This is a genomic window from Pseudomonas sp. 5P_5.1_Bac1 (genome assembly GCF_025466015.1).
GTDB lineage: Bacteria > Pseudomonadota > Gammaproteobacteria > Pseudomonadales > Pseudomonadaceae > Aquipseudomonas.
Genome location: NZ_JANLNX010000037.1, coordinates 109,099 through 132,650 on the forward strand (window position 1 = coordinate 109,099; position 23,552 = coordinate 132,650).

Consider the following 23,552-nt stretch of genomic DNA (forward strand, 5'->3'; position numbering starts at 1 on the left):
CCCATCAGGCGCGGCCTTCCACCGTCACCCAATACCGCGTAAACCGCTTCACCCGCACCGGCAACGCCACTTCCAGCAGATCAAGAATCCGCTCGCTGTCCGCCAGTGGATAACTCCCCGACACCAGCAACCCCGCGACCTTCGGATCGCAATTGAGCTGCCCGCGACGGTAGCGGCCCAGTTCGTCGAGGAATTCGCCCAGCGGCATGTGCGCGGCCACCAGCATGCCGTCGACCCAGGCGCCGCTGTTGGCGTCCAAGGCGCGTCTGGCGCTCCAGCCGCTGGCGTCGAAGCGGGCCTGGCGGCCGCTTTCCAGCAAGGCACCATCGAGGCCGGCGCTGCCCTGGAACACCGCCACGCTGCTGTGCCGCGACCACTGGCGAACGTTGAAACGCCCGGCGGAAAGGTCCAGCAGGCCGTCGTCCGTCTGAACCCGCAACGGGCGACTGTCATTGGTCACGGTGAGCAGCAACTCGCCTTCGAGCAGGTGAATCAGGCGCTGCTCGGCGTCGAAGCGCACATCGGCGGCGCTGGCGGTGTTCAGGTGCAGTTGGCTGCCGTCGTCCAGGCGCAGTTGCCGGCGCTGGCCCAGCGGGCTGCGGTAGTCGGCCAGCAGCGGCGTCAGGTTGTGGTTGGCCTGCAGGCCGAACCCGACGGCGCTGCCGGCGCCCAGCAACAACAGCATTTTCAGCGCACGACGGCGGCCGGCCGAGGCGGGCGCCTGCAAGGTGGCATGGGCCAGCGGCGAGGACAGCCCGCCCAGGCGCTGGTTGACCCGCTGGATATGCGCCCAGGCCCGGCGGTGTTCTTCGCTGGCCTGCAACCAGCGCTCCATGGCCAGTTGCTGACGGTGATCCAGCGTGCCGCCCTGAAGTTCGATCAGCCAGTGCACGGCCTGCTCGGCCACTTGATGGGAAAACGCGGGATTCGGTGTGTTCACAGGGCGAAGTAGCAGCGCAGGGCGGCCTTGTTCAGGTGGCGTTTGACCGTCGCCAGGGAAATACCCAGTTGCGCGGCGATTTCGTTGTAGGTCAGGCCGTCGACCTGGGCCAGCAGGAAGGCACGCTTGACCTGCGCCGGCAGGCCGTCGAGCAGGCGGTCCAGTTCGAGCAGGGTATCGAAGATGATCGCCCGGTGCTCTTCCGAAGGCGCAACGTCCTCGGGTAGCTGCGCCAGTGCTTGCAGGTAGGCGCGTTCCAGTTCCTGGCGGCGGTAGTGGTTGAACAACACGCGCTTGGCCACGGTGGTGAGGAACGCCCGCGGCTCGTTCGGCGCCGGCGCTTCGCGGGCCTGGAGCAGGCGCATGAAGGTGTCCTGCGCCAGGTCGGCGGCGCTGTCCGGGCAGCCGAGACGGCGCCGCAACCAGCCGGTCAGCCAGTGGTGGTGATCGTGGTAAAGACCTTCGACCGATGAGGACAGGGCGGTAGGAGCACTGGGCACCGTGGACACTCCGGCGCCAGGATGCGCAACAGAATAAGAATTGTTCGCATTGTATGAGTGAAAGCCGGAATTCGGCAATCGGACGTTGACTGGCGGTCTGTGGGAATCATTCGGTCAGACAACTTTGCGCGTGAGAATCCTTATCATTTATATTGGCGGCCTTTTCCGCCCTGGAATCTCCCTGATGAAAAGCAAAGCCGCCGGGCTGCCCTTGAGTTACCGCATGGCCGTGGCGTCCCGCTGCCTCGCGGCGCTGCTCGGCGGCTACCTTTTGGCGGCGATGGCCAGCGTCTGCTTCAGCCTGCTGCTGCCGATTCCCCGGGCCGAAGCGGTGCTCAGCGGCATGATGCTGTCGTTCCTGTTCTACCTGGGGGCGTTCATCTGGGTCTTTGCTGCGCGCAGCGCGTGGCTGGCCTGGTTTGGCGTGTTGGCGCCAAGCGCGCTGCTGGGGGTGATCAACGGACTGACGTGGTGGGTGACCAACGCATGAAAGAGGGCTTTCGCCAGGCCATGGCCTGGCTGCACACCTGGGCCGGACTGATTTTCGGCTGGCTGCTGTTCGCGATTTTCCTGACCGGCACGATGTCTTATTTCAAGTCCGAGATCACCCACTGGAGCCAGCCGGAAATCCCGGTGCGCCCGCTCGATGGCGCCGCCAGCCTGGCGATGGCCCAGGATTACCTGCAACGCAACGCCGCTGATGCCGGCAGTTGGTTCATCCAGTTGCCGAACGCCCGCGAGCCGGCGCTCACCGTGGGCTGGCGCGTGCCCGGCGCCGGGCGGCGCGATTTCACCGAAAAGACCCTTGATCCTGCCAGCGGCGCCGAAATCACCCCGTGTGACAGCCTGGGCGGCCAGTTCTTCTACCGCTTCCATTTCCAGTTGGAAATGCCGTACCCGTGGGGCCGCTGGCTGTCCACCTTCGCCGCGCTGATGATGCTGGTGGGGCTGGTGACCGGGATCATCACCCACAAGAAAATCTTCAAGGAGTTCTTCACCTTCCGCCCCGGCAAGGGCCAGCGTTCCTGGCTCGACGGGCATAACGCGATCGGCGTGCTGGTGCTGCCGTTCCACCTGATGATCAGCTACAGCAGCCTGGTGATCTTCATGTCCATGGTCATGCCGGCGAGCATCCTCGCCAGCTACGGCAACGACACCCGGGCGTTCTTCAACGAGGTGTTCGGGCCTCAGCGCAATGTCGAACGGGCCAATCAGCCGGCACCGTTGCAGTCGCTGCCGGCGCTGTACCACAAGGTCGGCGAGGCCGCGCCGGGCACCCACATCGGCTGGGTCGAGGTGCAGCAGCCGGGGGATCGCAATGCCCAGGTGCGCTTCATTCCTGAAACGGGTCAACGGATTGTCCGCCAGCGTGGCGCCGGCTGGGTGTTCGATGGCGCCGACGGCTCCCTGACCTACAGCCAGATGCCCGAGCCGGCGCCGGTGTTGATCGCCGGCGGTTTCTACGGCCTGCACATGGGCGAGTTCGCCGGGCCGCTGCTGCGCTGGCTGTACTTCTTCTTCGGCCTGGCCGGCACCGCGGTGATCGGCACCGGGCTGGTGATGTGGCTGGGCAAGCGCCAGCTCAAGCACGCGAAGAGCGGCACCCAGCCGTTCGAACTGCGGCTGGTGGAAGTGCTGAACATCGCCAGTATGAGCGGGCTGATCCTCGGGATTGCTGGGTTCTTCTGGGCCAACCGCCTGTTGCCGGTGGGGCTGGAAGGACGCTCCGGCTGGGAGGTCAACGCGTTCTTCGGTGTCTGGCTGCTGGGCTTGCTGCATGCGCTGCTGCGTCCCGGACGCAAAGCCTGGGGCGAACAACTGGCGCTGGCGGCGCTGGTCTGGGGCGCGTTGCCGCTGCTCAACGGCCTGACCACCGACGCCGGCCTCAATCACTCGCTTGCCGCCGGCGACTGGGGCATGGCCGGCTTCGACCTGACGGCCCTGGGTTGCGGCCTGTTCTTCGCCTGGACTGCCAGCAAGATGCTGCGCCCGCCGGTGCAGGCGCCAAAGCGCGCGCCGAAAGCGGCGAAGGCCGCGCCGGTGGCCGTCCGTGAAGCGGGGGTGAACTGATGCTGGCCATTGCGCTGTTTGCCTTCGCCGGTTCCGCCGCCTTGTGCCTGGCCATGGAAAAGCACTTCAGCGACCTGCTCGGACGCAAGCCAACCCCGCGCCAGCTCAAGGGGCTGCGTGTCGCCGGCTGGCTGTTGATGGCCTTGGCCCTGGCCGCCGCGGTGCATCACAGCGGCTGGGCCATGGGCCTGGTCGAATTGTCCGGCGCGCTGATGGCCGGCCTGTGCCTGTGGGTGTTCGCCTTGCCGTACCGGCCGCGCTGGTTGCTGGGGCTGGCGGCGGTGAGCCTGCTGCTGGCGCCGTTTTCCGCATTGGGGCTGATCTGAGCCGATGAGCGAACCCCTCGACCCGCCGCCCGCCGACGCCCCGGCCCGTGCCCGCTTTCTCCAGGTGTTCCTGGCCCAGCGTGCGCGCATGGAAAGCCTGGTCAGCCGGCGGGTCGGTTGCCGGGCCACGGCGGCCGATCTGGTGCAGGAGCTGTTCCTGCGCTTCTGGCGTCGGCCCCAGGTCGAGGTCGAGTCGCTGGACAGCTACCTGATGCGCTGCGCCGGCAATATCGCCATCGACCACCTGCGCAGCGAAGGCGCTCGCGAGCGGATCAACGACAACCTGCCCGAGCCGATTCAACAGGCGCTGGAAAGCGAGCCCCAGGCCGCGCTGGAAGCCGACAGCGACCTGCGCCGGATCGAAGCGGCGCTGCGCGAATTGCCCGAGCGCACCCGGCACATCTTCTTGCTCAACCGCATCCACGGGCGCACTTATGGCGAGATCGCCAAGGTCATGCAGGTGTCCCAAAGCGCGGTGGAAAAACATATGATGCGGGCCCTCGAGGCCTGCAAGGCGAGTGTCGCCGCAGAGCCCGAGCTGCCCCGCAAGCCTGGAACCGCGCCGCGATGAACGCTTCAGCCACGTCCCAACAACAGCAGATGGCCCTCGACTGGCTGACCCGCATCAACGGGCAGCCGGCGCTGGCCGAAGGCGCGGCCTTCAAGCGCTGGCTGCTGGCCGATCCGGCGCATGCGCGGGCGTATCGCGAGGCCCTGGTGCTGTGGCAGCGCAGCGCGGAACCGGCAGAGCGGCTGGCGCGGGAAGAAGACGCCGCGTTGCAGGCGTACCTGCGGGCCATGGATCAACCGGCCGCGGCATCCTGGTCGCGTCGCGGTCGACGCGTCGGCGGCCTGGCCGTGGCGGCGGCGGTGGTGCTGATGGTCAGCGTCGGCGCCGGCTGGCATCCCGGCGACTGGCTGCGCGACCTCGGCGCGGACTACGTGGCCGAGGTCGGCCAACTCCGTGAGGTGACCCTGGCCGACAACTCGCAGCTCGTGCTGGATGCCGACACCGCCATCAGCGTCGATTTCAGCCACGGCCAGCGCCGTATCGAACTGCACCGCGGCGCGGTGTTCTTCCAGGTCAGCCACACCGGCGAGCCGTTTATCGTCGAGGCCGAGGGCGGCCGCACCGAGGTGCTGGGCACGCGCTTCGAAGTGCGTCGGCAGCAGGCGGGCGCGGAGGTCACGGTGCTCTCCGGCCGGGTCGGCGTCACTGCCGCCGAAGGCCAGCCGCAGCAGGTGCTCGGCGCCGGCCAGCAAGTGGATTATCGCGATGGCAGCGCCGGCAGCGTCCATGGTGTCGACAGCGAAAGCCGCCTGGCCTGGCGCCAGGGCTGGCTGAATTATTACCAGGCGCCGCTGAGCCAGGTGGTGGACGACCTCGCCCGCTATTACCCCGGACGCATTGTCCTGCTCGGCGATGAACTGGCGGCGCGCAAGGTCAGCGGCAGCTTCCCCAGCAATGACCCGCTGGCGGCCCTCGATGCCCTCGGCGCGGTGGCCGGATTCCAGCGCCACACCCTGCTCGGGCGGGTCACGTTGCTGCGCTGAAAAAATATTTTCAGTTTCAGGTGAGGTATCCCGCGACGGCGTCCGTGTAGTGAGTGGAAGTGCGATTGATTCGCATATATGAAGGCTTCTCTCACAGGTTCATCGGCATGAAGGCAAGATCGGCGGTGGTTCACAGCATTTCTATCGGTGTGGCGGCGGGGTTGATGGCCGCTTGCGCGGTTCCGGCGTTCGCCGCCGAGCAGGTCGAGCAGGTCTACGCGTTCGACCAGCCGGGCAAGCCGTTGCCCCAGGCCCTCAGCGATTTCAGCCGGGTCACCGGGCTGAGCGTGGTCTACACCGTCGATCTGCCGAACCTGCAAGCGCCGGCCCTCAATGGCCGGCTCAGCGCCGAGCAGGCCCTGCAACGCCTGCTGGCGAACTCGGGCTACGGCTACCGGCGGATCAACGCCCACACCCTGACTCTCGAACCGCTGGCCCGCGATGCCGGCGCCCTGAACCTGGACGCCACCACCGTGTCCTCGCAGCGTGACGGCGTCGGCAGCTATCGCCAGCCGGAGACCAGTTCGATCATGCGCGGCTCGGCCTCGAGCATGGAAATCCCCCATGCCATCAACGTCGTGCCGGAACAGGTGCTCAAGGACCAGACCCCGCGCAACCTCGACGACGCGCTCTACAACGTCAGCGGCATCACCCAGGGCAACAACTTCGGCGGCACCTCCGACACCGTGATGAAGCGCGGCTTCGGCGACAACCGCGACGGATCGATCATGCGCGACGGCATGCCCATCGTGCAGGGGCGCAGCCTCAATGCCACCACCGAGCGGGTCGAAGTGCTCAAGGGCCCGGCCTCGCTGCTGTACGGCATCCAGGACCCGGGCGGGGTGATCAACGTGGTCAGCAAGCGCCCGCAACTGCAACGCTACAACGCCATCAACCTGCGCGGCTCGACCTACGGCGAAGGCAAGAACGGCAGCGGCGGCGGCCTCGACAGCACCGGCGCGCTGGGCGACAGCGGGCTGGCCTACCGGATGGTGCTGGACCACGAAGACGAAGATTACTGGCGCAATTACGGTGTCCACCGCGAATCGCTGGTGGCGCCATCGCTGGCCTGGTACGGCGAAAACACCCAGGTGCAACTGGCCTACGAGCACCGCGAATTCCTCTACCCGTTCGACCGCGGCACCGCGATCGACCCGCGCACCAACCGCGCGCTGAACATTCCTCGCGAGCGTCGCCTGGACGAACCGTTCAACGACATGGAAGGCCGCTCGGACCTGTACCGGCTGGAAATCGACCACCAGTTTTCCGATGACTGGAAAGCCCACTTCGGCTACAGCTTCAACCGCGAAACCTACGATGCCAGCCAGGTCCGCGTCACGGCGGTGAACCCGGTCGCCGGCACCCTGACCCGCAGCATCGACGGCACCCGCGGCTCCCTGAGCACCGACCGCTTCGCCACCCTCAGTTTCGACGGCAAGGTGCAGATCGCCGGCTTGCAGAACGACCTGCTGTTCGGCGTCGACAGCGAGTACCGCAAGATCTACCGCTCCGACCTGATCCGCCAGACCAGCCGCAGCACCTTCAGCTACCTCAACCCGGTGTATGGCCGCGAAGTCGAAGGCACCACCGTCAGGGCCAGCGACAGCGCGCAGACCGACAAACTGCGCAACGACTCGATCTTCTTCCAGGACTCCCTGCACCTGGACGAGCACTGGATCCTGGTGGCGGGCGCGCGTTGGCAGACCTACGACCAGCTCGCCGGTCGCGGCCGCCCGTTCAAGGCCAACACCAACAACAGCGATCAGGCCTGGACGCCGCATGCCGGCGTGGTCTATCGCGTCGACGACACCCTGTCGTTCTACGGCAGCTACAGCGAGTCGTTCAAACCCAACGCCAGCATCGCTCCGCTGACCGGCGGCCTGGTGCTGGACTCGGCGATCGCGCCGGAAGAGGGCAAGTCCTGGGAACTGGGCGCCAAGCTCGACCTGCCGGATTCCCTCAGCGCCACCGTGGCGCTGTTCGACATCACCAAGCAGAACGTGCTGGTTTCCAACTTCGATGCCACTACCGGCGACACCGTCTACAGCAACGCCGGCGAAGTGCGTTCCCGTGGGCTGGAAGTGGATGTCAGCGGCCAGTTGAGCGAGCGCTGGAGCCTGATCGGCAGCTACGCCTTCACCGATGCCGAAGTGACCAAGGACCCGGACTTCAAGGGCAACCGCCTGCAGAACGTGGCGAAGCACAGCGGCTCGTTGTCGGCGGTGTATGACGTCGGCAGCGTGTTTGGCGGCGACCGCCTGCGGCTGGGCGCGGGCGCGCGGTATGTGGGTGAGCGGGCGGGCAACCCGGTGAATGACTTCGACCTGCCGTCCTACACCGTGGCGGACGCGTTCGCCAGCTACGAGACCAAGCTGGATGAGCACAAAGTGCGCTTTCAGTTGAACGTGAAGAACCTGTTCGACAAGACCTACTACAGCTCGGCGGTGAACCGCTTCTTTGTGGCGGTGGGGGATGCGCGGCAGGTGAGTGTGTCGAGCACGCTGGAGTTCTGATCCTTCGGTGAATTTGATGGCCCTATCGCTGCGGTTCGGCGTGCCGACAAGCCAGCGATGAGGCCATCAGCTCAACCGCAACGCCAACCGGTAAGCCCCCGGCGTCGCCCCCACCGCTTGCCGGAACCGGTTGCTGAAATGGCTGGCACTGGCAAACCCGCACGCCAGCGCCACTTCAACCAGTGGCAGATCCCCGCAAGCCAGCAACTGCCGTGCCTTGGCCAGGCGCCGGGCCAGCAGGTACTGGTGCGGCGGCAGGCCGAAGCTCTCGCGGAACATCCGCGCAAAATGGTATTCGGACAGGTTGCACAGCGCCGCCAGTTCGCTCAGGCCAATGGACTGTTCCAGGTGGCTATCGATGTAATCCACCAGTTGCCGGCGCTGGTGCGCGGCCAGCCCGCCCTTGCGCTTGAGTCCTTCACGCAACCCGACCTCGCTGAGAATCGCGTGGCTGAGAATCTCGTGGGCCAGGCTGCTGGTCAGCAGACGTTCGCCGGGTTCTTCCCAGTTCAGGGTGATCAGTTGGTGAAAGCGCCGCGCCTGCTCCGGGTCTTCGATGAAGTCCGCCTCGCGCAGTTGCAGTTCGCGCGGTTCGCGGTCGAGCAGGGTCACGCAGCCGAGGGCGAACTGTTCTTCGCTGATGTACAGGTGGGCCAGGCGGATATTGCCGTTGACCACCCAGTTCGAGACGCAGCCGGCGGGCATGATGCACAGCTTGTCCGGCGCGCCTTTGGTGCCCGGCCGTTCGCGGCGGAAGGTGCCGGTGCCGTCGGCGATATAGCACGACAGCGTGTGGTGGCTCGGCGCCTCGTAGTCGCGGGCGTCATGGCGGTTGCTCCACAGGGCCGCGGCCAGGCCGTCGCCGAGCTGCGCGCTGTGTTCCAGGCGAGCGTGGGGGGACGCGTGCATGGATTTGAAAACCTGTAACTGATCGAGCGCGGTCATGATGGCTACCTCCGACGCCATCCTACGCTTGTGAGGTTGGTCTGACAGCGGCCGACCCGACAAAAGCGCAAGTTTGTGCAAGCGGCCGGGCCGAACGGCGCGGGACACTGGTGGCAACCTTGGGAGGCTTGCCATGAACCTGTCGCTGTATCTGCTCACCGTGCTCATCTGGGGCACCACCTGGATCGCCCTGAAACTGCAACTGGGCGTGGTCGCCATTCCGGTTTCCATCGTTTATCGCTTCGCCCTGGCGGCGCTGGTGCTGTTCGTCGTGCTGTTGCTGACGCGCAAGCTGCAACCGATGAACCGCCGCGGGCACCTGGTGTGCGTGGCGCAGGGGCTGTGCCTGTTCTGCGTCAACTTCATGTGTTTCCTCACCGCCAGCCAGTGGGTAACCACCGGCTTGATCGCCGTGGTGTTTTCCACCGCCACCCTGTGGAACGCGCTGAATGCGCGGTTGTTCTTTGGTCAGAAGATCGCCACCAACGTGCTGCTGGGCGGGGCGCTCGGCCTGAGCGGGCTGGGGCTGCTGTTCTGGCCGGAGTTGTCCGGGCAGGCCGCCAGCCATGAAACCCTGATGGGGTTGGGCCTGGCGCTGGCCGGCACGCTGTGTTTCTCCGCGGGGAACATGCTTTCCAGCGTGCAGCAGAAAGCCGGGCTGCGGCCGATGACCACCAATGCCTGGGGCATGGCCTATGGCGCGGGGATGCTGGCGACGTACTGCCTGGTCAGCGGGATTCCGTTTGCCATGGACTGGAGCGCGCAGTATGTCGGGTCGCTGCTGTACCTGGTGATTCCGGGGTCGGTGATCGGCTTTACCGCGTACCTGACGCTGGTCGGGCGCATGGGGCCGGAGCGGGCGGCGTATTGCACCGTGCTGTTCCCGTTGGTGGCGCTGAATGTGTCGGCGGTGGTGGAGGGGTATCAGTGGACGGCGCCGGCGTTGATGGGGCTGGTGTTGGTGATGGTGGGGAATGTGTTGGTGTTTCGCAAACCCAAGCCGAAGGTTGCTGTGGGTGGGGCTGTGTTGAGGTAAGGCGCTTCGCGAGCAAGCTCGCTCCTACAGGGGAAGGGATCGCGGTCCATTCTTCTGTAGGAGCGAGCTTGCTCGCGATGAGTGACTAGCGACTACTTCCAGACCTGCGGATTCACCAGATCCCGCGGCCGCTCGCCCAGCAGCGCCGCCCGCAGGTTGTCGATGGCGCGGTTGGCCATCGCTTCGCGGGTCTCGGCGGTTGCCGAACCGACATGGGGCAAGGTCACCGCATTGCTCAACGCGAACAGCGGCGACTCGGTCAGCGGCTCTTTCTCATACACATCCAGCCCCGCGCCGCGAATGACGCCGTTCTGCAACGCCTCCACCAACGCGGCCTCATCCACCACCGGCCCGCGGGAAATGTTGATCAGGAACGCGCTGCGCTTCATCTGCCGCAGTTGCTCGGCGCCGATCAGGTGTTTGGTCTGCGCACTGAGCGGAACCACCAAGCAGACGAAATCCGCCTCGGCCAGCAATTGCTCCAGGCTCACGTGGCGTGCGCCCAGTTCCTGCTCCAGCGCTTCTTTGCGGCTGTTGCCGGCATAGATCACCGGCATGTTGAAACCGAAACGTCCGCGGCGGGCGATGGCTGCGCCGATGTTGCCGAGGCCGACGATGCCCAGGGTCTTGCCGAACACGTCGCTGCCGAACTGCGCCGGGCCGACGGTGGCCTGCCACTGGCCGGCCTTGGTCCAGGCGTCCAGTTCGGCGGTGCGACGGGCGGCGCTCATGATCAGGGCGAAACCGAGGTCGGCGGTGCTTTCGGTCAGCACGTCCGGGGTGTTGGTCAGGGCCAGGCCGCGTTCGTTGAAGTAGGCCAGGTCGTAGTTGTCGTAGCCCACCGATACGCTGGACACCACCTCAAGCTTCGCGGCGTTTTCCAGTTGCGCGCGGCCCAGCTTGCGGCCAACGCCGATCAGGCCGTGGGCCTCGGGCAGGGCGTCGTTGAACTGGGCGGCGATGTCGCCCAGCTTCGGGTTGGGAACGATCACGTTGAAGTCTTGCTGCAGGCGTTCGACCATCGGCGCGGTAATGCGGCTGAAGGCAAGGACGGTCTTTTTCATCGGCGAAATCTCTGCGGGCGGTGGAGAATGGGTAGCACGCTATCATTCCCCGCCGCCGCTGTGCAGCAAGATTTCAGTTCGCCACGCGCAGCTCGTGGGTCTTCAGGTCGGCCTCGTGGGCGGCGAGGATTTCCGGCAGGGAGTTGCGCAGGTACTCGACCCAGGTCTTGATCTTGGCATCGAGGTACTGCCGCGACGGGTAGATCGCGTACAGGTTCAGCTCCTGCAGGCGGTACTCGGGCATCACCCGCACCAGGCTGCCGTCGCGCAGGCCGTCGATCGCCGAGTAGATCGGCAGCACGCCGACACCCATGCCGCTGCGGATCGCCGCTTTCATCGCGTCGGCGGAGTTCACCTGGAACGGCGCCTGGGTGATGTTCACCACTTCCTGGCCTTCCGGGCCGTCGAACAACCATTTCTCCAGCGGAATCACCGGGCTGACCATGCGCAGGCAAGCGTGCTTGAGCAGGTCCGACGGTTTCTGCGCGATGCCGTGCTGGGCCACGTAATCAGGCGAGGCGCAGACGATGCTGTAGGTGATGCCCAGGCGCTGCGAGACGAAGCCGGAGTCCGGCAGTTCGCTGGCCAGCACGATGGACACGTCATAGCCCTCGTCCAGCAGGTCCGGCACGCGGTTGGCCATGGTCAGGTCGAAAGTGACGTCCGGGTGGGTCTGGCGGTAGCGGGCGATGGCGTCGATGACGAAATGCTGGCCGACGCCGGTCATCGAATGCACTTTCAGTTGCCCGGCGGGGCGGGCATGGGCGTCGCTGGCCTCGGCCTCGGCTTCCTCGACATAGGTGAGGATCTGCTCGCAGCGCATCAGGTAGCGCTTGCCGGCTTCGGTCAAGGCGATGCGCCGGGTGGTGCGGTTGAGCAGGCGGGTTTGCAGGTGCGCTTCAAGATTGGAAACCGCCCGCGAGACGTTCGCGGTGGTTGTATCCAGTTGCACGGCCGCGGCGGTGAAGCTGCCGACTTGCGCGACGCAACTGAAAGCACGCATGTTTTGCAGGGTGTCCATGGGGCGCTCTCAAAGAAGACGACAGAATTGTGACATGAAGTAACTAAACCAGTCTTCCGACTAAAGCCGGATTATCGCCAATTCGGTAACAAAGATTCGCAGGAAAGCACGCTTATCGCCACTGCGGCGGCCCCCTAGAATTGCCCGGCCTCATCCACCTCTACGTCGGGAACTCGCCGCTGTGCCGCGTCGCATCATCAGAGCGCTGAATGCGCTCAGTGTCTGTGCCTTTAGCTTGACCTTGAGCGGCTGTATCGGAACCTGGGGCATTGCCCCGCAAAGCAAGACGCTGCAAGCCAATACCCTGACCCCCGACGCGGCGATCACCGAAGCTGCGCGCGATGCCCATTGGCCCGACCAGCAATGGTGGCGCGCCTATGGCGATCCGCAACTGGACCGCTGGATCACCCTGGCGATGAACGGCAGCCCGACCATCGCCATGGCCGCGGCGCGGGTGCGCGAGGCCAAGGCCATGGCCGGGGTGGTCGAGTCGGCGGAAAAACTCCAGGTCAACGGCGACGCCAGCCTGAAACGCCACAACTGGCCGGAAGACCAGTTCTATGGCCCGGGCGCGCTGTCCGGCGCCAACACCTGGGACAACAACGCCGCCCTCGGTTTCAGCTACGCCCTCGACCTTTGGGGACGCGAGCGCAATGCCAGCGAGCAGGCCGTGGACATGGCGCACATGAGCGTGGCCCAGGCCCGTCAGGCCCAGCTCGAACTGCAGAACAACGTGGTGCGGGTTTACATCCAGCTTTCCCTGCACTTTGCCCAGCGCGATGTGATCAAGGCCGAACTGGCCCAGCAGGAACAGATCCTGGCCCTGGCCGAGCGGCGCCTGGCCGGCGGCATCGGCACGCATTTCGAAGTCAGCCAGGCGCAGACGCCGCTGCCGGAAACCCACCGCCAGCTCGACGCCCTCAATGAAGAAATCGCCCTGGCCCGCAACCAGTTGGCGGCCCTGGCCGGCAAGGGACCGGGGGAGGGCGCGCAATTGCAACGTCCGCAACTTTCCCTCGCTGCGCCGCTGAAACTGCCGTCGGCATTGCCGGCGGAACTGGTTGGCCAGCGTCCCGACGTGGTCGCCAGCCGTTGGCAGGTCGCGGCCCAGGCCCGTGGCATCGACGTTGCCCATGCCGGTTTCTTTCCCAATGTCGACCTGATCGGCGGCCTCGGCTTTATGGCCACCGGCGGCGGCCCGCTGGAATTCCTCACCGGACGCAAATTCAACTACAACGTCGGCCCGGCCATCAGCCTGCCGATCTTCGATGGCGGTCGCCTGCGCTCGCAGCTCGGCGTGGCCTCGGCCGGCTATGACATCGCCGTGGCGCGCTACAACCAGACCGTGGTGGAAGCGCTCAGGGGGATTTCCGACCAGCTCATTCGCCGCGAGTCGATGAAGGAGCAGGCGCACTTCGCCGGCGAATCCGTGGCCTCGGCGCAGAAGACCTACGACATCGCCATGATCGCCTTCCAGCGCGGCCTGACCGATTACCTCAATGTGCTCAACGCACAGACCTTGCTGTTCAAACAGCAGATGATCCAGCAGCAGGTCCAGGCCGCGCGCCTGAGCGCACATGCCGGGCTGGTCACGGCGCTGGGCGGCGGCCTGGGCGCCGGCGCTGATGTGCCCGAGCCCGGCAAACAGGACGCGCCCCCGACACCCCGCACCCTGGCGATCTTCGACAAAGCCGACCACGCAGAATGAACGCCCTGACCCTGCCGTTCCGTTGGCTGGCCTCGCTTGAGTGGCGCCGCGGATTCTTCCACTGGGCGCGCACCGACGGCGTGACCTGGGTGTACATCTTCAAGGTGCTGGTCGCCGCGTTCGCCACCCTCTGGCTGGCGATGCGCCTGGAACTGCCGCAGCCGCGCACGGCGATGATCACCGTGTTCATCGTCATGCAGCCGCAGAGCGGGCACGTGTTCGCCAAGAGCTTCTACCGGGTGCTCGGCACCCTCGCCGGCTCGGCGATGATGGTGGCGCTGATCGCGATCTTTCCGCAGAACACCGAGCTGTTTCTGCCCAGCCTGGCGCTGTGGGTCGGCCTCTGCTCGGCGGGCGCGATGCGCTACCGCACCTTCCGCGCCTACGGCTTCGTCCTGGCCGGCTACACCGCGGCGATGATCGGCCTGCCGATCCTCGACCAGCCGCAACAAGCCTTCATGGCGGCGGTCTGGCGGGTACTGGAAATCGGCCTGGGGATCTTCATCTCGACCCTGGTCAGCGCCGCGATCCTGCCGCAATCGGCCAGTGCCGCGATGCGCAACGCCTTGTATCAGCGCTTTGGCGTGTTCGCCGGGGTGGTGGTGGAAGGGCTGCGCGGCGACAGCCAGCGCGATCGCCTGGAAAGCAGCAACGTGCGCTTCATCGCCGAGGCCGTGGGCCTCGAAAGCCTGCGCAGCGTGACCACCTTCGAAGACCCGCACATGCGCCGGCGCAGTGGCCGGCTGGTGCGCATGAACAGCGAGTTCATGGCCATCACCACGCGCTACAACGCCCTGCACCAGTTGCTCGAACGCCTGCGTCTGCGTGGACCGTTGCAGATCGTCAGCGCCATCGAACCGGGCCTGAAGACCCTCATCGAGCTACTTGATCCCTATGTCGGCCGCGCCCTGACCGATGCCGATGCCCTGCGCCTGACGCTCGAACTGGCCGCGTACAAGGAAGGCCTGCCGGCCCAGGTGCGCAGCTTGCGCGCGGCCTTCGAAGAAACCGGGCCGAGCGAAACCGAACTGCTGGATTTCCACACCGCCTACGAGCTGCTTTATCGCTTCGTCGACGACATGCACAGCTACGCCGAGACCCACGCTTCGCTGGCCGCGCACAACCACGAACGCGAGCAATGGGACGAGCCCTATGTGGCGCAGACCAACTGGCTGGTGTCGGCCGCCGCCGGGGTGCGCGCGGCGGCGGTGCTGTTGCTGCTGGGCAGCTATTGGCTGCTCAGCAACTGGCCCAGCGGCGGCATGATGACCCTGATCGCGACCGTCACCGTGGGCCTCTCGGCGGCGTCGCCGAACCCCAAGCGCATGTCGTTCCAGATGGCGTGCGGCACGCTGTTCGGCGCCTTCGTCGGCTTCTTCGAAACCTTCTTCGTGTTTCCCTGGATCGACGGTTTCCCGCTGCTGTGCATGGTGCTGGCGCCGGTCTTCGTGCTCGGTGCATTCCTCGCCTCGCGCCCGGCCTACGCGGGCTACGGCATCGGCCTGCTGGTGTTCTTCGCCATCGGTTCGGTGCCGAACAACCTGACGGTGTACAACCCCTACACCTACATCAACGATTACATCGGCATGATCATCGGCATGCTGGTCTGCGCGGCGGCGGGCGCGATCATCCTGCCGCCCAACAGCCGCTGGCTGTGGAGCCGCCTGGAGCAGGACCTGCGCGAACAGGTGCTGTTCGCCATCACCGGGCGCCTGCGCGGGCTTGGCTCCGGTTTCGAAAGCCGCACCCGCGACCTGCTGCACCAGGCCTACGGCCTGGCGGTGGGCCAGCCGCTGGTGCAGAGCCGTCTGCTGCGCTGGATGTTCGTGGTGCTGGAAGTCGGCCACGCCATCATCGAGTTGCGCAAGGAACAGGCGATCCTGCCGGTGCACCCGAGCTACGCCGAATCGCAGCCGTGGCGCCAGGCGATCCGGGTCATGGGCCGGGCGCTGGCGCGGTTGTTCCTGCAACCGACGGCGAGCAACCACGAGCGCGCGCTGATCGCCGTGGACCACGCCATCAGCCGCGTGCAGGCCACCGACGAACCCTTCGCCCGCCACTTCGATACCTCGGCGCTGCGCCGGGTGCAGAGCTACCTGCACTTCATTCGGACTTCCCTGCTCGACCCTCAATCGCCGCTGGCCGAACTCGGCTCGCCGCAAGGACTGCCCCATGCTCCGTGAAATCGCCTTCCATGGCCTTTACATGCCGACCGTGACCCTGATGTTCCTGTTCGCCGCCGGCCTGGCCTGGGGGCTGGACCGCTTCATTGCGAGCGTCGATGGCTACCGTTTTTTCTGGCACCCGTCGCTGCTGCGCCTGTGCCTGTTCATCTGCCTGTTCGGCGCCATGGCGCTGACCGTTTACCGTTGAGAGCCCGTCGATGAAGAAGTTTTTCAGCCTGATCGCCACCTTGCTCGTGCTGGTTGCCGCCGTGGCGATCGGCCGGCAACTCTGGGTGAGCTACATGACCACGCCCTGGACCCGCGACGGCCGGGTGCGCGCCGACATCATCAACGTCGCCGCCGACGTGCCCGGCTACGTGGTGGACGTGCCGGTGAAGGACAACCAGTGGGTGAAAAAGGGCGATGTGCTGCTGCGGATCGACCCCGAGCACTACGAAGTTGCGGTGCGCCAGGCCGAAGCGCTGGTGGCCTCGCGCAAGGCCACCTGGGACATGCGCAAGGTCAACGCCAGCCGCCGTGCCGACATGGACAACCTGGTGATCTCCAAGGAAAACCGCGACGACGCCAGCAACATCGCCAACGCCGCCCAGGCCGACTACCAACAGGCCCAGGCGCAACTGGCGGCCGCACAACTGGACCTCAAACGCACCACCATCCTCGCCACCGTCGACGGCTACGTCACCAATCTCAACGTGCACCGCGGTGACTACGCGCGCACTGGCGAGGCGAAAATGGCGGTGGTCGACAGCAACTCGTTCTGGGTTTATGGCTTCTTCGAAGAAACCAAACTGCCCCACGTCAAAGTGGGCGCCGAGGCCGAGTTGCAAATGATGAGCGGCGAAGTGCTCAAGGGCCATGTGGAGAGCATCTCCCGCGGCATCTACGACCGCGACAACCCCGAGAGCCGCGAGCTGATCGCTGACGTTAACCCGACGTTCAACTGGGTGCGCCTGGCGCAGCGGGTGCCGGTGCGGATTCATATCGATGAAGTGCCGGAGGGCTTTTTGTTGGCGGCGGGGACGACGTGTACGGTGGTGGTGAAGCCCTGATCGAGGGCCTGAGGGCACTGATGAAACCTGTGGGAGCCGGCTTGCCGGCGATGCGCCGCGCCGGCGGCGCCCGATCTCAAGAGCGCTGAAGATCTATCGACAGCCCGCTTACCCCGCCACCCCAACCAACACCGGACACCCCACCCGATCAATCACCTTCCCGCTCACCGACGGGTCCAGCAGCCGGCCCAGCCGCGACAGATGCCGGTGGCCCATGATGATCAACTCGCACTCCAGTGCCTTCGCCTGGTCGACGATCGCCTCCACCGGATCGGCGGCAATCACACGTCCATCGCAAGAAAATCCGCTGTCGCGCAGGGCCGCCACGGCGTCTTTCACCGCTCGCTCAGCCAGGTGTTGTTCGTCGCAGGCGGCGGGGTATTCCTCTTCTTCGCCGCGGGTGTAGGCGGCGGGTTGGTCGTGCACGGCGAAGGTGGCGTCGATCGCCAGCAGTACTTGCAGGTGATGCTGTTCCGGTCGGCAGTAGCGGCGGGCGAGGTCGAGCAGGCTGGCGCAGGCGGGGGAGGCGTCGATGGCGATCAGTACCGGGCTGGGCATGCGGGTTCCTTGGCAGGGGGGTGGAGACGGGGCATTTTCGACCTGTTTCGGCGCCCGGATAAATGGCCCGGCGTGCACTGGATCATTGCGCCTGGCGCAATCCGCAGAGCTGCTAAGATCGCGTTTCCATCACGTCACCTCACGGAGCCCGGCCATGCAACTCCCGGACATGAACCTGCTTGTCGCCCTCGATGCCTTGCTCGATGAGGGCAGTGTGGTCGGCGCGGCCCAGCGCATGAACCTGAGCCCGGCAGCCATGAGCCGGACCCTGAGCCGGATTCGCGAAGCGCTCGGTGATCCGATCCTGGTTCGCGCCGGTCGCGGCCTGGTGCCGACGCCGCGGGCGCTGGCGTTGCAGGAGCAGGTGCGGGTGCTGGTGGAGCAGGCCGGGCAGGTGTTTCGTGGCGGCGATGAAGTGGACCTGCCGAACCTCGACCGTGCCTTCAATATCCGCACCAACGACTTGTTCATCGCCCTCTACGGCGCGCAGTTGCTGCGCAAGATGCACGAACAGGCGCCGCGCACGGTGCTGCGCTTCGTCCCGGAAACCGGCGGCGATGACGACACGGTGCTGCGCGACGGGCGCACCGACCTGATCATCAGTTCGACCATCGACCTCGGCCCGGAGATCAAGGTGCAGAGTCTGTTCCATACCGTCTATGTCGGCCTGGTGCGCCGCGATCACCCGATCTTCGACAGTGAGATCACGCCGGAGAGTTTTGCGGCTTATCCACAGATCAGCGTGTCGCGGCGCGGGCGGGCCAACGGGCCGATCGATGTCGAGCTGGCCAACTTCAAGGTGCAGCGGCGGGTGGCGCTGATCACCCCGAGTTTCCATTCGGCGATGTTCTCGCTGCCGGCCTCGGACCTGATCCTGCCGATGCCGGCCAATATCCTCAACAGCGTCGCTCGGCTCGGCCTGCCGCTGCGTTCGTTCGAGATTCCGCTGCCGATGGAACGGGTCACGGTGATGCAGGCCTGGCACCCGCGTTTCCACAACGATCCGGCGCACCGCTGGCTGCGCCAGACCCTGAAAACCTGCTGCAGCGTCGACCCTTGAACCGTCGATTGCGTTTGGTGCAACTGTAAACTGCCGAGAAGTCAGTTTTCGTAAGCATTCAGTGTTTCTAGACTCGCTCCAGTCAATTTGTTGCTGGAGATTTCTACTGATGACGTCCCTCACCGCGCCCCTTGCCGCGCCTGCCGCTGCCCCGGCGGCGGCCGCTCCCGCGCAACAGGCGTTTGGCCTGCGGGTAGTGGTCGGGCTGTTTGGCGTGCTGCTGGCGGTGCTCTGCGCCGGGCTCAACGAGATGGTCACCAAGATCTCGCTGGCCGATATTCGCGGCGCCATGGGCATCGGCGCCGACGAGGGTGCCTGGCTGGTGGCGGTCTATGCCGCCGCGTCGGTGTCGGCCATGGCGTTCTCGCCGTGGCTGGCGGCAACCTTTTCCCTGCGCCGCTTCACCCTCAGCGCGGTCGGCCTGTTCGCCGTGCTCGGGCTGGTGCAGCCCTATGCGCCGGACCTGCACAGCCTGATGGTGCTGCGAATCCTCCAGGGCCTGGCCTCCGGCGCGCTGCCGCCGATGCTGATGAGCGTGGCGCTGCGTTTCCTGCCGCCAGGCATCAAGGTCTACGGCCTGGCCTGCTACGCCCTGACCGCCACCTTCGGCCCAAACCTGGGCACGCCGCTGGCCGGTTTGTGGACCGAATACGTCGGCTGGCAGTGGTCGTTCTGGCAGATCATCCTGCCTTCGGCGCTGGCGATGTTCTGCGTCGGCTGGGGCTTGCCGCAGGATCCGCTGCGCCTGGAGCGCTTCCGCCAACTGGACTGGCGCGGCGTGCTGCTGGGCCTGCCGGCGATCAGTTCGCTGGTGCTTGGCCTGAGCCTGGGTGACCGCTGGGGCTGGTTCGATTCGACACTGATCTGCTGGTTGCTGGGCGGCGGCCTGCTGTTGCTGGTGCTGTTCATGTTCAACGAATGGTCCGAGCCGCTGCCGTTCTTCCAGTTGCGCATGCTCAGCCGGCGCAACCTCAGTTTCGCCCTGGTGACCCTGGCCGGGGTGCTGGTGGTGCTGTCGGCGGTGATCAGCATTCCGTCCGCGTACCTGGCGCAGATTCAGGGTTATCGCCCGGCCCAGACCAGCCCGCTGATGCTGCTGGTGGCGATGCCGCAACTGATCTCGCTGCCGCTGGTGGCGGCGCTGTGCAATATCCGCGCGGTGGACTGCCGCTGGGTGCTGGCGGTGGGCCTGGGGATGTTGGCGCTGAGCTGCTTCGGTGGCACCCAACTGACCTCGGAATGGATTCGCGACAACTTCTATCTGCTGCAACTGCTGCAGGTATTTGGCCAGCCGATGGCGGTGCTGCCGCTGCTGATGCTTGCGACCAATGGCATGAGCCCGCAGGAAGGGCCGTTCGCTTCGGCCTGGTTCAACACGGTCAAGGGGCTCTCGGCGGTGGTTGCCGGGGGCCTGCTGGATGCTCTCGGCACCGTGCGCCGGCATTTCCATTCCATCCACCTCACCGACAGCCTGGGCAACGCGCCCTTGCTCGACGACAGCGCCGCCAATCTGGCCCGGCGCATCCATGAACAGGCGCTGGTGCTGGCTTCGGCCGACCTTTATCTGTTCGTGGCGTGCATTGCCGTGGCGCTGATTTGCCTGATTCCTTTCGTGCCTGTCCGGGTCTATCCACCGCGTGCGGTGGCTTGAGCCTGGAAGAATTAGAGACTTGCCGACATGACCAACACACGCAAAAACATCCTTATTGGCTCGGTGCTCGCCATTGCCGTCCTCGCCGCCATCGGCGGCCCGCACCTGCTGGGCAGCGACCACCGCCAGCGCACCAACGATGCCTACGTCAGCGCCGACTACACCGTGGTCGCGCCGAAGGTGGCGGGCTTTATCAAAGAAGTACGGGTGGAAGACAACCAGCAAGTCAGCGCCGGGCAATTGCTGGCGACCCTCGACGACCGCGATTACCAGGCCGCGCTGGACGCCGCCCAGGCCCAGTTGCTGGTGGCCCGTGCGCAGAGCGCCGACGCCCGCGCGACCCTTGAGCGGCAGGCCGCGCTGATCGCCCAGGCCGACGCCGCGCTGAAGGCCGCGCAGGCCGAGACGGCCTTCGCCAATCACGAAGTGACCCGCTACAGCCGCCTCGCCGAGCAGGGCGCCGGCACGGTGCAGAACGCGCAGCAGGCGCGCAGCCGGGTCGACCAGGCCAGCGCCCGCCAGGCCAACGCCCAGGCCGCGCTGCTGGCAACGCGTAAACAGGTGGACATCCTCGACGCCCAGGTCGCCAGTGCCGACGGCCAGCTCAAGCGCGCCGAAGCCGGGGTGGAAAAAGCCAACCTGGACCTGTCCTACACCCGCATCGTCGCGCCGGTGGACGGCATGGTCGGCGAGCGCGCTTTGCGCGTCGGTGCCTACGTCAATCCCGGCGCACGGCTGCTGTCGGTGGTGCCGCTGAGCCAGGCCTACGTGATCGGCAACTTCCAGGAAACCCAACTGACCCACGTGCAGCCCGGCCAGCCGGTGAGCATCAGCGTCGATACCTTTTCCGGCGAAACCCTGCGCGGCCATGTGCAGAGCATCGCCCCGGCGACCGGCGTGACGTTCGCCGCGGTCAAACCCGACAACGCCACCGGCAACTTCACCAAGGTGGTCCAGCGGATTCCGGTGAAGATCGTCTTCGACGCCGAGCAGCCGCTGCTGGAGCGTCTGCGCGTGGGCATGTCGGTGGAAGCCACCATCGATACCCAAGGCGACACCCTCGGCGGCAAGGAGGTCAGCGCGCGATGAACGCCGTCTTTCGTGTGAGCCCGCTGCTGCTCGGCCTGGTGCTGGCCGGCTGCACCCTCGGTCCGGATTTCCAGCGCCCCGACAGCCAGGCGCCGCAGGCTTGGGCGCCGTTGCAGGGCGACGCCGCGGCGAGTCAGCCGCAGGCCGAACCGCTGGAACTGCGCTGGTGGGAAAGTTTTCATGACGCCCGTCTCAGCGCGCTGATCCAGCGGGTCGCCGACAACAACCTCGACCTGCGCATGGCCAGCGCCCGGCTTCTGCAAAGCCGTGCCCTGCGCAGCAGCATCGCCGCAGACCAAAGCCCGTCGGTGGATCTGAACGCCGGCTATAGCCGCGCCCGCAACAGCGCCGAAGGCCTGAGCGACCCGTCCGGCAATTCCGGCAAGGCCGCCTACAACCTGTGGCAGGGCGATCTGGTGGCGGGTTGGGAACTCGACCTCTGGGGCCGGGTGCGGCGTCAGGTGGAAGCCGCCGACGCCACGGTGCAAGTGGCCGAGAACGACCGCCGCGGTGTGCTGCTGGCGCTGCTGGCGGAAACTGCCGGCGACTACATCCAGTTGCGCGCCGTGCAGCACACCTTGGCGGTGACCCGCAACAACCTGGACGTGGCCCGGCACAGCCTGAAGCTGTCCCGCGATCGCCAGGACCAGGGCGTCGCCACTCGCCTCGACGTCGCCCAGGCCAGCGCCCAGGTGGCGTCCATCGAGGCGCGCCTGCCGAGTCTGGAAGCGCGTCAGGCCGACCTGATCAACGCCCTCAGCCTGCTCGCCGCCGAGCCGCCGCGTAGCCTGCAAAACGAATTGCTGGAAGCCACCGAACTGCCGGCGCCGCAACAACGCTTCGCCATCGGTGTGCCGTCGGAACTGGCCGAGCGCCGCCCGGATATCCGTCAGGCCGAGGCCCGCCTGCATGCCGCCACCGCCAGCATTGGCGTGGCCAAGGCGGACTTCTACCCGAGCATCCGCTTGTCCGGAAACCTCGGTTTCCAGGCCCTGCAACTGAGCGATTTCGGTGCCTGGGATTCGCGCCGGTTCGCCATTGGCCCGCAGCTTTCCCTGCCGATTTTCGAGGGCGGGCGGTTGCAGGGCACCCTCGAATTGCGCGAGGCCCAGCAACAGGAAGCGGCGCTGAACTACCGCAAGGTGGTGCTCAGCGCCTGGCACGAAATCGACGATGTGCTACGCCTGTACAACGCCAGTCAATTGCGCCGCGACCACTTGGCAGAAGCCGTGCGGCAAAACCGCATCGCCCTGGAAACCGCCCAGCGCCAGTACGTCGAAGGCGCGGTGGACTTCCTCAATGTGCTCAGCGTGCAAGGGGCGTTGCTGGCCAGTGAAGAACAATGGATCGACAGCTCGGCGGCGGTGTCACAGGCCCTGGTGGGCTTGTACAAGGCGCTGGGTGGCGGCTGGCAGGCGTTTGATGTTGCCAGTAACTGAAGATTGATAACGGTAGGAGCGAGCTCGAATGCATATTTCCCTGAACGGTAAACGCGCCATCGTCAGCGGTTCCACCGCCGGTATTGGCCTGGCCATCGTGATCGGCCTGGCCGAGGCGGGCGCCGAAGTGGTGCTCAACGGCCGCACTCAGGCGCGGGTGGACCAGGCCCTCAAGCAGGTTCGCGAACGGGTGCCGGCGGCGCGGATCATCGGCGTCGCCGCCGACCTGGGCACGGTCGAAGGCGCTCGGGTGCTGTTCGAGCAAGTGCCGCAGACCGACATTCTGGTCAACAACCTGGGCATCTTCGAACCCAAAGGCTTTTTCGAGATCAGCGACGACGACTGGCAACGCTTCTTCGACGTCAACGTCATGAGCGCGGTGCGCCTGTCGCGGCATTACGCGCCGGGGATGGCCGAGCGCAACTGGGGACGGGTGCTGTTCCTGTCCAGCGAGTCGGCGCTGGAAATTCCTACCGAGATGGTTCACTACGGCACCACCAAGACCGCGCTGCTGGCGATTTCCCGCGGTTTGGCGGAAACCCTGGCTGGCACCGGGGTGACGGTCAACGCCGTACTGCCGGGGCCGACCCGCTCGGAAGGCGTGGGTGATTTCTTCGCTGAAATGGCGAAAGAGCAGGGCGTGTCGGTGCAGGAAATGGAAGCCAACTTCATCGCCGAACACCGGCCCGGCTCGATCATCAAGCGCCTGGCGACGGTGGAAGAAGTGGCGAACCTGGTGGTGTACCTGTCGTCGCGGCAGGCCAGTGCGACTACCGGCGCGGCGATGCGGGTGGATGGTGGGGTGGTGCGGGCGATTGCTTGATTCAGGCCTCATCGCGGGTA

22 protein-coding genes are annotated in these 23,552 nt (G+C 66.1%); 16 read left to right on the plus strand and 6 right to left on the minus strand.

The features are described from left to right. Positions 1-4: 4 nt before the first annotated feature. The gene (locus tag NTD82_RS06675) at positions 5-940 is read right to left on the minus strand and encodes a FecR domain-containing protein (RefSeq protein WP_262128151.1); all 936 of its coding nucleotides are present in this window, start codon (positions 938-940) and stop codon (positions 5-7) included. After that, on the minus strand, positions 937-1,440 hold the full coding sequence (locus tag NTD82_RS06680; RefSeq protein ID WP_262128152.1) for a sigma-70 family RNA polymerase sigma factor: 504 nt from the start codon (positions 1,438-1,440) through the stop codon (positions 937-939). The genes NTD82_RS06675 and NTD82_RS06680 overlap by 4 nt, the downstream gene beginning before the upstream one ends. A gap of 184 nt (positions 1,441-1,624) precedes the next feature. Here NTD82_RS06680 and NTD82_RS06685 point away from each other — a divergent pair, with 184 nt between their 5' ends. From NTD82_RS06685 to NTD82_RS06710, 6 genes are all read left to right on the plus strand, one after another. Next, entirely contained in the window at positions 1,625-1,930 is a 306-nt protein-coding gene (locus NTD82_RS06685) for a DUF3649 domain-containing protein (protein ID WP_262128153.1), read from the plus strand. Beyond that, the gene (locus tag NTD82_RS06690) at positions 1,927-3,510 is read left to right on the plus strand and encodes a PepSY-associated TM helix domain-containing protein (RefSeq protein ID WP_262128294.1); all 1,584 of its coding nucleotides are present in this window, start codon (positions 1,927-1,929) and stop codon (positions 3,508-3,510) included. The genes NTD82_RS06685 and NTD82_RS06690 overlap by 4 nt, the downstream gene beginning before the upstream one ends. Then, positions 3,510-3,836: a DUF3325 domain-containing protein gene (locus tag NTD82_RS06695; protein WP_262128154.1), complete on the plus strand. Its 327-nt coding sequence runs from the start codon at positions 3,510-3,512 to the stop codon at positions 3,834-3,836. Before NTD82_RS06690 ends, NTD82_RS06695 begins: the two co-directional genes overlap by 1 nt. A 4-nt stretch (positions 3,837-3,840) precedes the next feature. After that, entirely contained in the window at positions 3,841-4,407 is a 567-nt protein-coding gene (locus tag NTD82_RS06700) for an RNA polymerase sigma factor (protein ID WP_095154514.1), read from the plus strand. Then, positions 4,404-5,390 carry a FecR family protein gene (locus tag NTD82_RS06705; protein WP_262128155.1) on the plus strand — a complete coding sequence of 329 codons (987 nt, stop codon included), beginning with the start codon at positions 4,404-4,406 and terminating at the stop codon, positions 5,388-5,390. Before NTD82_RS06700 ends, NTD82_RS06705 begins: the two co-directional genes overlap by 4 nt. A 107-nt stretch (positions 5,391-5,497) precedes the next feature. Beyond that, positions 5,498-7,903 (plus strand): TonB-dependent siderophore receptor, encoded by a 2,406-nt coding sequence (locus tag NTD82_RS06710; protein WP_410017033.1) that lies wholly within the window; start codon positions 5,498-5,500, stop codon positions 7,901-7,903. Positions 7,904-7,969: 66 nt separating this feature from the next. On the opposite strand, the gene NTD82_RS06715 is transcribed toward NTD82_RS06710, so the two are convergent. After that, positions 7,970-8,848: a helix-turn-helix domain-containing protein gene (locus NTD82_RS06715; protein ID WP_095154518.1), complete on the minus strand. Its 879-nt coding sequence runs from the start codon at positions 8,846-8,848 to the stop codon at positions 7,970-7,972. 133 nt (positions 8,849-8,981) lie between these two features. Here NTD82_RS06715 and NTD82_RS06720 point away from each other — a divergent pair, with 133 nt between their 5' ends. Beyond that, entirely contained in the window at positions 8,982-9,884 is a 903-nt protein-coding gene (locus tag NTD82_RS06720) for a DMT family transporter (RefSeq protein ID WP_095154520.1), read from the plus strand. 92 nt (positions 9,885-9,976) lie between these two features. Here the strand turns inward: NTD82_RS06720 and NTD82_RS06725 are convergent, their stop codons facing one another. Continuing rightward, complete coding sequence (locus tag NTD82_RS06725; RefSeq protein ID WP_095154522.1) at positions 9,977-10,948, minus strand: 2-hydroxyacid dehydrogenase; 972 nt, start codon at positions 10,946-10,948, stop codon at positions 9,977-9,979. A gap of 73 nt (positions 10,949-11,021) precedes the next feature. Continuing rightward, positions 11,022-11,969: a LysR family transcriptional regulator gene (locus NTD82_RS06730; protein ID WP_095154524.1), complete on the minus strand. Its 948-nt coding sequence runs from the start codon at positions 11,967-11,969 to the stop codon at positions 11,022-11,024. A 181-nt stretch (positions 11,970-12,150) separates the two neighbouring features. Here NTD82_RS06730 and NTD82_RS06735 point away from each other — a divergent pair, with 181 nt between their 5' ends. Genes NTD82_RS06735 through NTD82_RS06750 form a run of 4 tightly spaced genes read left to right on the plus strand, consistent with a single transcriptional unit; the run spans position 12,151 to position 16,912 of the window. Continuing rightward, the gene (locus NTD82_RS06735) at positions 12,151-13,677 is read left to right on the plus strand and encodes an efflux transporter outer membrane subunit (protein WP_262128156.1); all 1,527 of its coding nucleotides are present in this window, start codon (positions 12,151-12,153) and stop codon (positions 13,675-13,677) included. Further along, a complete protein-coding gene (locus NTD82_RS06740; RefSeq protein ID WP_262128157.1) occupies positions 13,674-15,860 on the plus strand; it encodes an FUSC family protein in 2,187 nt (728 codons plus the stop codon). The genes NTD82_RS06735 and NTD82_RS06740 overlap by 4 nt, the downstream gene beginning before the upstream one ends. Continuing rightward, positions 15,850-16,050 (plus strand): DUF1656 domain-containing protein, encoded by a 201-nt coding sequence (locus NTD82_RS06745; protein WP_095154530.1) that lies wholly within the window; start codon positions 15,850-15,852, stop codon positions 16,048-16,050. The genes NTD82_RS06740 and NTD82_RS06745 overlap by 11 nt, the downstream gene beginning before the upstream one ends. Before the next feature lie 10 nt (positions 16,051-16,060). Beyond that, the gene (locus NTD82_RS06750) at positions 16,061-16,912 is read left to right on the plus strand and encodes an HlyD family secretion protein (RefSeq protein WP_262128158.1); all 852 of its coding nucleotides are present in this window, start codon (positions 16,061-16,063) and stop codon (positions 16,910-16,912) included. Between the two features lie 108 nt (positions 16,913-17,020). On the opposite strand, the gene NTD82_RS06755 is transcribed toward NTD82_RS06750, so the two are convergent. Then, complete coding sequence (locus tag NTD82_RS06755) at positions 17,021-17,470, minus strand: universal stress protein (protein ID WP_262128159.1); 450 nt, start codon at positions 17,468-17,470, stop codon at positions 17,021-17,023. A 154-nt stretch (positions 17,471-17,624) separates the two neighbouring features. Here NTD82_RS06755 and NTD82_RS06760 point away from each other — a divergent pair, with 154 nt between their 5' ends. The 5 genes from NTD82_RS06760 (at position 17,625) to NTD82_RS06780 (ending at position 23,532) form a co-directional block, all read left to right on the plus strand. Further along, a complete protein-coding gene (locus NTD82_RS06760) occupies positions 17,625-18,530 on the plus strand; it encodes a LysR family transcriptional regulator (RefSeq protein WP_095154536.1) in 906 nt (301 codons plus the stop codon). A 109-nt stretch (positions 18,531-18,639) separates the two neighbouring features. Further along, positions 18,640-20,181, plus strand: a complete 1,542-nt coding sequence (locus tag NTD82_RS06765; protein ID WP_262128160.1) for an MFS transporter — start codon at positions 18,640-18,642, stop codon at positions 20,179-20,181. A 27-nt stretch (positions 20,182-20,208) separates the two neighbouring features. Continuing rightward, on the plus strand, positions 20,209-21,270 hold the full coding sequence (locus tag NTD82_RS06770) for an HlyD family secretion protein (protein ID WP_095154540.1): 1,062 nt from the start codon (positions 20,209-20,211) through the stop codon (positions 21,268-21,270). Continuing rightward, a complete protein-coding gene (locus tag NTD82_RS06775; protein WP_262128161.1) occupies positions 21,267-22,709 on the plus strand; it encodes an efflux transporter outer membrane subunit in 1,443 nt (480 codons plus the stop codon). The genes NTD82_RS06770 and NTD82_RS06775 overlap by 4 nt, the downstream gene beginning before the upstream one ends. A gap of 28 nt (positions 22,710-22,737) precedes the next feature. Then, positions 22,738-23,532: an SDR family NAD(P)-dependent oxidoreductase gene (locus NTD82_RS06780; RefSeq protein WP_262128162.1), complete on the plus strand. Its 795-nt coding sequence runs from the start codon at positions 22,738-22,740 to the stop codon at positions 23,530-23,532. Positions 23,533-23,552: the final 20 nt, after the last annotated feature.